The organism is Enterovibrio norvegicus DSM 15893, from assembly GCF_900115495.1.
GTDB lineage: Bacteria > Pseudomonadota > Gammaproteobacteria > Enterobacterales > Vibrionaceae > Enterovibrio > Enterovibrio norvegicus.
In genome coordinates, this window is record NZ_FOWR01000028.1 from 63,346 (window position 1) to 73,856 (window position 10,511).

Annotated in this window: 8 protein-coding genes; 4 read left to right on the forward strand and 4 right to left on the reverse strand. The window is 45.7% G+C overall.

Annotated features, from left to right (window positions below):
• Window position 1: 1 nt before the first annotated feature.
• Window positions 2-1,588: an ABC transporter substrate-binding protein gene (locus BM082_RS17115; protein ID WP_017010343.1), complete on the reverse strand. Its 1,587-nt coding sequence runs from the start codon at window positions 1,586-1,588 to the stop codon at window positions 2-4.
• A 588-nt stretch (window positions 1,589-2,176) separates the two neighbouring features.
• Entirely contained in the window at window positions 2,177-3,121 is a 945-nt protein-coding gene (dsdC, locus tag BM082_RS17125; protein ID WP_074927905.1) for a DNA-binding transcriptional regulator DsdC, read from the reverse strand.
• 372 nt (window positions 3,122-3,493) lie between these two features.
• Here dsdC and BM082_RS17130 point away from each other — a divergent pair, with 372 nt between their 5' ends.
• Window positions 3,494-4,819 (forward strand): D-serine ammonia-lyase, encoded by a 1,326-nt coding sequence (locus BM082_RS17130; RefSeq protein ID WP_074927907.1) that lies wholly within the window; start codon window positions 3,494-3,496, stop codon window positions 4,817-4,819.
• Between the two features lie 99 nt (window positions 4,820-4,918).
• Here BM082_RS17130 and adhP read toward each other — a convergent pair whose 3' ends face one another.
• Entirely contained in the window at window positions 4,919-5,935 is a 1,017-nt protein-coding gene (gene adhP, locus BM082_RS17135; RefSeq protein ID WP_074927909.1) for an alcohol dehydrogenase AdhP, read from the reverse strand.
• Window positions 5,936-6,375: 440 nt separating this feature from the next.
• Between adhP and BM082_RS17140 the strand changes: the two genes are divergently transcribed.
• The 3 genes from BM082_RS17140 to creD all read left to right on the forward strand — a co-directional run bounded on the left by BM082_RS17140 (window position 6,376) and on the right by creD (window position 10,028).
• Window positions 6,376-7,578, forward strand: coding sequence for a low temperature requirement protein A (locus BM082_RS17140; RefSeq protein WP_074927911.1), 1,203 nt, complete (start codon window positions 6,376-6,378; stop codon window positions 7,576-7,578).
• Between the two features lie 169 nt (window positions 7,579-7,747).
• Window positions 7,748-8,005, forward strand: a complete 258-nt coding sequence (locus tag BM082_RS17145; RefSeq protein WP_017017453.1) for a hypothetical protein — start codon at window positions 7,748-7,750, stop codon at window positions 8,003-8,005.
• A gap of 460 nt (window positions 8,006-8,465) precedes the next feature.
• Complete coding sequence (gene creD, locus BM082_RS17150) at window positions 8,466-10,028, forward strand: cell envelope integrity protein CreD (protein ID WP_074927914.1); 1,563 nt, start codon at window positions 8,466-8,468, stop codon at window positions 10,026-10,028.
• 167 nt (window positions 10,029-10,195) lie between these two features.
• Here the strand turns inward: creD and BM082_RS17155 are convergent.
• On the reverse strand, window positions 10,196-10,511 hold a 316-nt coding region (locus BM082_RS17155; RefSeq protein WP_139218802.1), incomplete at its 5' end, for a transposase.

The following is a 10,511-nucleotide window of genomic DNA, read 5'->3' on the forward strand; positions in this document are numbered from 1 at the left end:
CTTATTTAAAATCCATTTGGTTGATGAAGTAGTTGCGCTCAAACGGGTCAAACGCGAAGCCTTGAACACGGCTGTTTACCGCGGTGTGCTGGCTGTAACTGGAGATAGGTAGCACGGGGTAATCTTCGTGGATGGCTTTCGCGACGTGTTGGCTCAATACTGTGCTTCGAGCTGTGTCGCGAGTCTGCATGAGCTCTGCAATGGCGGCATCCACCTCGGCGTTTTCCCAGTTCATGGTGCCCCAGTCGCCACCACCGTTTGAGAAATCGGTGCTGATGATAGGAAGAGGGTCCGCAATGAAGCCAAAATTACGCGCAATCAGCGCCATTTCCAGTGAGCCGTCTGCGTGTCCTGCTGGGATCATGCTGGAGTTGGTGATATCGACAATCAAGTCCACACCAAGCTCTGCCCACTGCGCTTGAATCGCGGTAGCGACGGTGGCAAGTTCAGGGCGATCGGCATAGGTGATTAAACGAATTTGGAAAGGCTTACCACCTCGAGTGAGTTTTCCGCTCTCGTTGGCTTCCCAACCCATTTCTGCCAGCAGTGCTTTGGCCTCAGCGTGGTTAAATTCGTCGTTTGGCAAGTCCGCGACATACCATTGAGACATCGAGCTTGGTAGCAACTGCGCGGTTTCAGAACCTTCAGCACTCAAGACATTTTTCGCAATCGCCGCACGGTTTATCGCCATGCTCAGGGCTTTACGAGCGCGCACGTCATCAAGGAAAGGATGGCCACTGTTGAGTTTTACAAACAAGGTACGGGGGATCAGGTTGCTGTGCACGTTCACGTCACTGGTGTCTGCCAACTGCGTGATCATGGCGGGGGCAAGTGTAAACACGATGTCAGCTTCGCCCGATTTTGCTTGAAGAATACGGCTTTCAGGACGGTGCCCTGTCAGGTAGGTCGCGAACGTGATGTTGGCTTTGTCGCCCCAATAGTCGCCAAACTTTTTCACCGTTAGTTTGTGGGGTGGTTCGAAGCTTTCCATTTGATATGGGCCTGTTCCGTAAAGTGTCGCAACGTCTCCCGTTTCGTTATAAGACGCCGGCGCAACAATGGCGGTCGAATAGTTGGTCAGAAGTGCAGGGAAGGCGACGTAAGGTTCGCTCAAGTGAAATTGGATTTGGTTATCGCCAACGGCTTTAATGCTTTCTACGGAGGCTTTTTTGAGCGTACCGTGCTTTTTTAACGCGTTGTTGAGGCTGCCCAATACCGCATCGACATTCATGGCTGTGCCATCGTGAAAAACCACGTCATCTTTCAGTGTGAACGTCCAATCTACGCCATCATCGCTTACCTGCCATGCAGACGCTAAACCTGGCGTGATTTCGCCTTTCTCATTCACATTCAACAAGGTTTCGATAACCTGCATGCGAGTGAGAATGTAGCCTTGCTTGGACGGATCCAGGCTGGAGATTTCCCAAGGCCCACTGATGGATAATGTGTTTGATTTCTCGGGGGTTAATTGTGCTGGCTGTTGGGTTGAAAACCATACCGCAACACATGCAAGAATGAGGGCACCATAAACGAACACTCGAACGATTTTCTTCTTTTTTGCCACCGTGGCGTATGAAATTTCAGTCATAAAGATCCCTAACGTATTCCTTTAACGTTATAAAAATGAAGGTGTAATGATTAAATGGAGGGTGCTATCACAACGGTGGCGAGCGAGTGCGTGGACGGAAATTCGCGCTAAGGCGCGCTTCTACACTTTCAAAGGTTTTGTCATGTTCGGGATCCACGGTTGTTGGTATCGAAACGGTCGCGTAAATCACGGCATGGTGAATTGAATCAAAAAGCATGCATGAGTGTGTTGCGTGAAAATCTTCAGATGTATCGGCTTCGTGGTAAAAAGAAACAGCATTTAACCCCAGAACTAAAACAAGGAGTAAAAATGCAAAACGCGATGATCCTGTAACACAATGAAAAACGGGCACGGCACCAGCTTGGTGTGAATAAGAATCATTACAATGTAACAACTATTGTTAACATGATAAACAACAACCGTACTGATTTCTTTTCTATGTAACGTCTGTATTAATTTTTGTATATCTGGTGTGCTAGGAAACCAAGGAGCCCTTGATTTTTATATGCATTATTGAGCGTTTTCTTAACTTGTGGTCAAACAGTATCTGTAAGGTTAATACTCACTAAGAAGAACGCTTTTTCCCCTTTAAGGCTGAACACCGTTCTCTTCTTTCAGCCAATTAATGAAGAGAGAAAGTTTGCGCGAGTGTTTTTGATTGCCCGTCACGACGTAGTATTTTTGTTTACAAGGCATAGCATTGTTACCAAAAGGTGAAAGCAACTGCCCACCTGCAAGCATGTCGGCGACTAAATTCAAACGTCCAATGGCGACACCAGCACTATTCAATGCTGCTGTGACGGCTAAGTCTGAACGGTCAAAGGAAATGCTTGGGATTTGATGTATATTGGGAACGCAATTCTTGTTCGCCCAAAGCGCCCATTCATCACTATTTGAGTGGTAGTCCCACGCTTGATTATCGTGCAATAGTGTTGCGTTTTTAAGGTTTTGAGGTTGATCAATCAGTCCAAGTGAATCTGCATACGCTTTGGTACATACGGGAAGAATGCTTTCTGACATCAGCGGCTGTGCCCATAGGTCTTCAGGCGCACTTTTTTCAAAATAAATTGCCGCATCGATGCCAAAACCTTGAAAGTTGACGTGTTCATTTCCCGTCAGTATCGTCAGTGAAATGGAAGGGTATCGCTGTGAAAAATGTCGGAGTCTCGGCACTAACCAGCCTTGCGCAAAAGAGGGCCGGGAATAGATGGTCAATGCGCCAGAGACATCGCCACTCCTTACGTCCATGACTTCTTGATTCAATGTGTTGAGTGTTTGCGTGAGCGCAAAATAAATGCGCCTTCCTTCTTCTGTGAGTGTGATCTTTCGATGAGAACGGGCAAATAATGTGATGCCAAGCTCTTGTTCAAGTTTGTTGATTCGGTGAGAAATGGCACTTGGAGTTATTGAAAGTTCTTTCGCGGCAAGTGAAAAAGAACTGTGCCTTGCAGCCACCTCAAAGGTGTGCAGTTTTGACAACTGAAAACTATTAATACGTTGATTCGTCGTTGTATACGCTTCGTTACTGTACATAGCTCGTTACTCAAGATGAAACCGAATGGAGCAAAAAGGTATTCCAGTCATCATACAGCTAGCTGTTTCTTCATTGTGCACTGGATCTTAACCATCGCGTCTTTGTTAAATAATAATTCACCTTATATGTCCGTACAACATGAGGGTATTTGTATTTATAAAGGATTGTCGTGCTCAACATGACGCAGATATTAATAGGTATCTTCACATCTATTGAGTGAAATGCGATAAAAATTGAAATCGCGCCTTTTTGTTAACCTTTGCCTTTGTGTGAAATAAATTCATCTGAGTGTGATTTTTGATCATTTGTCATGCTCTCTCCTCATCTGTTGTAATGGGCGTTAAATAGACCGAGTATGCGGGAAAAATGCCATGCAAAGTACTAACTCACTCATTACTGAGTTTCCTTTGGTAAAGAAGCTAATAGATCTGGAAGAAGTGATGTGGTTTAACCCAAAGATCACCTCGCTTGATGTCGGTTTACCCTATGTAGGTCTTGATGCCGAGAGCATCAAAGATGCCAGTGAAAGACTGCGTCGATTCGCCCCTTATCTTGCAAAGGCGTTTCCAGAAACAGCAAAAACCAAGGGGATTATTGAATCTGACGTTGTGTTTATAGACAGGATGAAAGCGTGTCTAGAAGCTCAATACCAAACGCCTATTTCAGGGCGCATGATGCTAAAAAAAGACAGCCATTTGCCTATCTCGGGATCGATTAAAGCACGTGGCGGAATTTATGAAGTGTTAGCTCATGCTGAGAAGCTTGTGCTAAATGCCGGGATTTTAAAAGAGAGTGATGACTACAGCGTTTTGCATAATGATTCATTTAATGCGTTTTTTAGCCAATACAGTATTGCGGTCGGTTCGACTGGTAACTTGGGGATGTCTATTGGCATTATGAGCGCAAAACTTGGGTTTACAGTGTCTGTTCATATGTCTGCCGATGCGCGGGAATGGAAAAAGCGTCGACTTAGGTCTCATGGTGTAACGGTGATCGAATATGAACAAGACTATGGGATGGCCGTAGAGCAGGGACGCTTAGAGGCAGCAAAAGACCCTACATGTTTTTTCATCGATGACGAAAACTCCCGTACTTTGTTTCTTGGGTATGCGGTTGCTGGAGAGCGATTAAAGCAACAATTTAGTGAAAAAGGCATTGTGGTTGATGCAGAGCACCCACTCTTTGTCTATTTGCCTTGTGGGGTCGGTGGTGGACCTGGTGGTGTTGCATTTGGCCTCAAAATGGCTTTCGGTGATCACGTTCATTGCTTATTTGCAGAGCCGACACACTCACCCTGTATGCTACTGGGTGTGCATACTGGGCTGCATGACGAAATAGCCGTGCAAGATCTTGGCATTGATAATGTCACTGCTGCAGACGGTCTTGCGGTTGGTAGAGCGTCTGGATTTGTTGGTCGAGCGATGGAGAGACTAATTGATGGTTATTACACCCTTTCTGATGAGCGCATGTATCTTCATCTGCGTGAGCTAAGTGAGTTAGAGAACGTTCGCCTTGAACCATCAGCCCTTGCTGGCATGATTGGACCTGTGCATGTATCCAATGGTGCGGAATATCAGGCTCGCTTGAAAATGACGGATAACACACTAGCAAATGCGACTCACTTAGTATGGGCAACAGGTGGCGGCATGGTGCCTGAGGCCGAAATGGCCAAATATTTGGCCAAATCAGTTCAGTGAGGCGTGCGCCTTGTTGGCGAGCCTTTGATATCTACTCACAGTCTTCATTGACCGAAAAGCCATCATTGGCTTGTTGCGATGGCTTTTCTGGTTCGTGCACTAGGACAAATCCATGACAATGCGTCCAGTAACTTGACCTTTTTCAAGCTCATCAAAAATGGTGTTGATCTCCTCAAGTTTACGCACCTCTATATTTGTTTTTATCTTTCCAGCCGCTGCAAAATTAAGGCACTCTTCTAAATCTCTGCGCGTACCTACAATAGAGCCAACCAAGGTAATACCATTAATAACGGTATCAAAAATCGGTACTGGCATGTCTTCTGGTGGCAAACCTACAAGTACCAGCGTTCCCCCTCTTCGCACAGATGCATAGGCGCTTTCAAAGCCTGCTTTTGACACCGCAGTGCAGACGGCAGCATGGACACCCGTGCCTAATAGGGATTTGATTTGTCGTTCTGGAGGGCCAGATTTAAAATCAATGAAATGTGACGCACCTAGTTGCAGTGATAAATCTTTTTTGTCAGCGCCCGTGTCAACAGCAATCACATTGAGACCCATTGCAACTGCATATTGAACGGCCAAATGACCCAGACCGCCAACACCAACGACAGAAACCCAGTCGCCAGGCTTGGTTTTGCTGACTTTAAGTGCTTTGTATGATGTGACACCTGCACAAAATAGAGGAGCGGCCTCAATATAGTCAATGTCATCAGGAATTTTCACAACGTAACGCGCGTCTGCGCGGCAGTAGTCAGCGTACCCTCCGTCTTCGTGATAACCCGTATATCGACAGTCAGGGCAGAGTGTTTCTTTTCCCTCTAAGCAGTAGTCACAATAGCCACATGCGGTATACAAAAATGGAATGCCCACCCGGTCGCCTTTTTTTAAATGCCCGACATTCATCCCTACCTCGGTAATCTCTCCTACGCCCTCATGACCTGGAATAAGCGGCATCTTGGGTTTTACAGGCCAATCACCGTGGCAGGCATGGATGTCAGTATGGCAAACACCAGAGGCTTTAATATTAACGAGAACATCGTTAACACCTATGGAAGGGATCTCGACATCTTCTATCTTCAGGTCTTGTTTAAATTCATGAGCGACTGCAGCTTTCATTAGGATCTCCTTAATGATTTTGCTTAATAACATTCGAGGTGGGCTATGAATAAAAAGGCAATAATTACCCTGAGGCCCTGTGTTACGTGATTAAATGTGGTCGAATATTGACCCCTTGGCTGTCTAATTAATACGACTTTAATCATTGTGAGAATTTGCTCTGAGTACAGGTTTTGAGAGTGGCTGAAATTGAATTTTTCAAGATATTACGAGGGTTTTAAGCGAGTTTTCTTACTTAATCTAAAAGGGTGACATTCAAAAGTAGTGCTCTTTTAAATGAAATCTGTCTTCTTTTCTTTACTTTCTCGGGTCATTAGAGGAACTCAACACACAGTAAGAACCAATTTTAGAATTGGCATTCTCAATAACAATAATAACTGGTTTGGTACTGGGAATTAAAATGTTTGCCCAATTCAGCGATATACGATGTACGACAGTTTATGAATTTGTCAGACCAAGCTTTGTGGCGAAAGCCCCAGCATTATCTCGATAGCAACGCAAGCCGCGACCACGTGCACTGGCTAGAACTGTTTTATGATCTTGTGCATGTCGTGTCGATTTTTGTTTTGGGTAACTATTTAAGCCATCATTTGGGTTTTAACGGATTTTTTGTGTTTGCAGCCCTGTTCATTGTTGTCTGGCTCGCGTGGTTTGATCTCTCTTTATTTAACTCTCTCTATGTCAGCACAGATATTCATCATCGGTATATTATGTCCGCGCAGATCGTGACAGTCATGTTGATGTCCTCTTCGATAACGACCATCGACGGAGACGGTTGGGCATACTTTGCGATGGGCTATGCCATCAATAGATTGATCATTGCGAATCTCTACCGGCGAGCACGGTTTGTTAGCCTCGACAAAGAAGACCCATTTCCATGTGAAATGTCCCGAAACTTTGGTATTGGTGCTGCTATTTTTGGTGTCAGTGCGTTTTTGCCACAACCTTATAGCTATGCGCTGTTTGGGGCGGGTATTATCCTAATGCTCTGCCTTTTTACCCTACCCAAACTCGGCACTATGCGCTTTGAACGCAGTGTACCCCGCATTGGGCATATGGCTGAGCGTTTTGCACTATTGCTGTTAATCGTTGCAGGGGAAGGCTTCTTTAAGCTCGTGCTCACCTTATCAGACGTTGGCATCGACACCGTGAGTGCTGATGTCTTCGTCAATTATGTGATTGGTGCAGCTGCAATTTTCGTCATGTGCTGGATGTATTTTGATTTTGTAGGGGACGGTAAACCCAAAAACACGCATCAGAAAACGTTAATTATTTGGACTCTCGCACATCTGTTATTGATGCTTTCGGCTGTGTGTATCGGGGTTGCCCTTTCTGCAGAAGTAAAGATAGGTTTTTGGGATAACTATCCCTACAAGTATGCGGTAATAGGTTGCCTTGGTTTATGTGCTTACCTTTTCAGTCTATTGATGATCCAACATGTTATTGAACAACGCCAAGCGCAACGGTCTGCGATAGCCAAAATACGCTGGTTTGGCATTATTATGGCAGGGGTAACATTGTTGTTTGTGCCATATATCCCCTCTATCTTGGGGAATCTTCTGTGGGGTATAGCACTGCTATCTCAAGTTATTGTTCCGGTAACGAGCGCATACCGTTCATTTGCTCGTAAAACGACAGAGTAGGCTTAGCGATCCTCTATGTCATTTGTATGAGCCAAACCTTTGGGTCTGAAGGTCTTAAGCCATGAGACAAAAGCTTTTTATTTTATGAATTGGACCGACTATCTGTGGACTGAATTTTATTTTTAGTGATGAAAGGTATCAAATAGTGTCTTTTATCCAAGGAAATATTATGAAAGAAAGTAAAGCGGATCTTTGGTGGTATATATTGAGATGTGCACTGCCCTTTGTCGCTTTTGTCTACATTGGTTTGGTGTGTTTATTGGTGGATGTTATTGATGGCCCAATCTTGGCGGCATTCGGTGCCATTTTAGTGATTGTTGGGCTTGGGCTTTCTATACCTAAAGACGCAAATTTCCACTTAAAATTGGGAACATTATTAGGAATGCTTGGTGCCAGTTTGGGTGGCCTTGGCGCAATCTTATTTTGATGATGTACCTAAACGGCGTGAAGATGCTCAAATTCTCATGTCATGAATGCCCCTTCGCTAAATGACATAGAACAAACGACGTTAACAAACCTGACTCAATGCCTTTCGCCATTGATGTTACTTACCTGCTATGCCCAGAAGGTTTCTATATGGCTGATGAGAACAGTCTCAAATAGCCCATGCGGGCAGTGTTGAGATTGTCTTTCGACTCTGGGCATGAAACGTAAGTGACGTTGTTCTTTTTACGAGTGGCGGCTTCTTCTAGGAAAAGGATCTCGACAGTCCAGCCTTGCTAAATACGTTGCGTTGTTGAATATCTTCGCTGTTGTTCAACGCCTTAACCATTCTGTCCGCCATATTCTCGCCACAATTGATCACCACATTGCCAGCCTGTGACCTCATCACTTTGGTTTAATGTCCTCTCGACGATCACTTCACTCTCCTCATGCAAGGAAGACCCATGACAGATTTAATCTTTGGGCTGTTTGCCCTCTTGCTGCTCGCCGTGTTTGCTTTTGGCGCGTTTGTGCTCATTAGAACCGGGTTAAACCGCCTAAACGTGAATATAGATTTACCTGAATTGCAGGCCCGAAGCTCTCTACTACTCAAAGGTGTGTTGGCTTTAACGCTTTGCTTGCTTGCGATCGTGCCGCTTTCTATGGTGCATGACATGGCGAATGAGCGAGAGTATTTGTACAAAGACGTGGTGAATGAAATCGGTGAGTCATGGGGGAGTGAGCAAACCTTGGCGGGGCCTGTGCTCGTGCTGCCTTACACCTATGTGGTGATTCAAGAAGTGGCTACGGGAGACGGCGAACTGAAAGAGGTAAGTGAGCGCCGAACACATCGCTATGATGAAGTCGTGATCTTGCCAAAAACGCTCGATCTAAAAGCGGGATTAACACATGACTTTCGCACTCGAGGCATTTATCAGTCTCTCGTTTACCAAAGCACGATCGAAGGTAAGGCTGATTTTCAATTTGCGCTACCCAATATTGCCAACCTCGAAACCTTCCATTTTGATGCCGCACGTTTGGTGTTCGGGTTATCCGCAAACAAAGCGATTGATGGCGTAGACATGTTCACGGTGACAGGAGAAGGGCTACCCGCTGAAATGAGTTTGATGTCGGGCACCGGGCTGGACACTGATGCACTGAAACGTGGCTTTCATCGTCCTATCTCGCTGGCGGAAACACCCGTGCCGTTTACGTTGGATTTTAAAATCCGTTTACGTGGTTCGCAAGGAATTGGTTTCTTGCCGTTAGGGGAAAGCTCAACGTTTGAATTAACAACAGACTGGCCGCACCCAAGCTTTGTGGGCGCACTGCCAACGGCGAGAAACATTAACGATAACGGCTTTTCTGCCACGTGGAATATCAGCCATTTAAGCCGAAATTATCCGCAGGTTTTTGTTGATTCTGCCAGCATCAACCTCGACGAGGCGAATGCTTATACCCAGCTATTTGAGCCAAACACTCACTACGGAAAGATTGAGCGCTCATTGAAGTACGGTCTGCTGTTTGTTGCGTTGACGTTTATTGTATTGATGATGTTTGAACTTGGTATGAAGCAAGGCAATGCACAGAGCTTGTCGGCGCTGCAGTACGCCATGGTGGGTGCTGCCATGACGCTGTTTTATCTGGTGCTATTGGCGCTTTCTGAACACATGAGTTTCACCATGGCATTCATGTCGGCGGCGAGTATTCCTTTGGTCAGTATCCCTGCGTATGTGGGCAGCGCAACAGGAAGTACACGACGAGGGATCATCATGTTGTCGATGCTCACGGGGCTCTATGCACTCTTATACTCCATCCTCCGACTCGAAGACTACGCCTTGTTGATGGGCAGTGGTTTGCTGGTGGCTGTATTGTTGACCTTGATGTTTATGACGAGGAAAGGGAAGGGGGAAGAGCAAGGAGAGCAGGGAGAGCAAGGAGAGCAGGAAGAACAGAAAGAACAGGTCCTAGTTCCTTATATGGACTCCCTCGGTGATTCAACAAGAAGCTTTTGTAAAACGGATTAAGATGCGCGCTTATATACGGGCTGTAATGAGGAGCTACCTCGCCCAAAAATGTATTCGCACCAACAGGCTTAATCTAGGAAACGGCATCTTATGCCTTAGGACCTAACGAGCTGCTGTTGGTTGGTCTTACCTGTTTTACATCGCTCTTTGTTGAATATTGCGGGTGATTAAGCCAGAAGTTGTGGCTGATACTCCGAATTGCTTTTCAGTAATGCATACGCCGTTCTGACTGTTTTATTGACTAAAGCAATCGCAGCAACCTTTTTTCCTCGTCGCTCTATGAGTGCTTTTAACCATTGCTCTTTTGTCGTCCTTGCTGGCCGTTTGATGACGCTGGAGATAACGGAAAGCGCTCCTTGAAAAAGGATACTTCGGAGTCGCTTATCTGCATTTCGTTTCGAGATATGACCAATACGTTCTTTGCCACCAGAGCTATGTTGCTTTGGCGTCAGGCCGATGTTCGCTGAAGCCTCTCTTCCGTTA

Bases quoted from the DNA above. Each gene is read 5' to 3' on its own strand.
- BM082_RS17115 (WP_017010343.1), bottom strand. From the start codon at position 1,588: ATGACTGAAATTTCATACGCCACGGTGGCAAAAAAGAAGAAAATCGTT.
- creD (WP_074927914.1), top strand. From the start codon at position 8,466: ATGACAGATTTAATCTTTGGGCTGTTTGCCCTCTTGCTGCTCGCCGTG.
- BM082_RS17140 (WP_074927911.1), top strand. From the start codon at position 6,376: ATGAATTTGTCAGACCAAGCTTTGTGGCGAAAGCCCCAGCATTATCTC.
- dsdC (WP_074927905.1), bottom strand. From the start codon at position 3,121: ATGTACAGTAACGAAGCGTATACAACGACGAATCAACGTATTAATAGT.
- BM082_RS17145 (WP_017017453.1), top strand. From the start codon at position 7,748: ATGAAAGAAAGTAAAGCGGATCTTTGGTGGTATATATTGAGATGTGCA.
- BM082_RS17130 (WP_074927907.1), top strand. From the start codon at position 3,494: ATGCAAAGTACTAACTCACTCATTACTGAGTTTCCTTTGGTAAAGAAG.
- adhP (WP_074927909.1), bottom strand. From the start codon at position 5,935: ATGAAAGCTGCAGTCGCTCATGAATTTAAACAAGACCTGAAGATAGAA.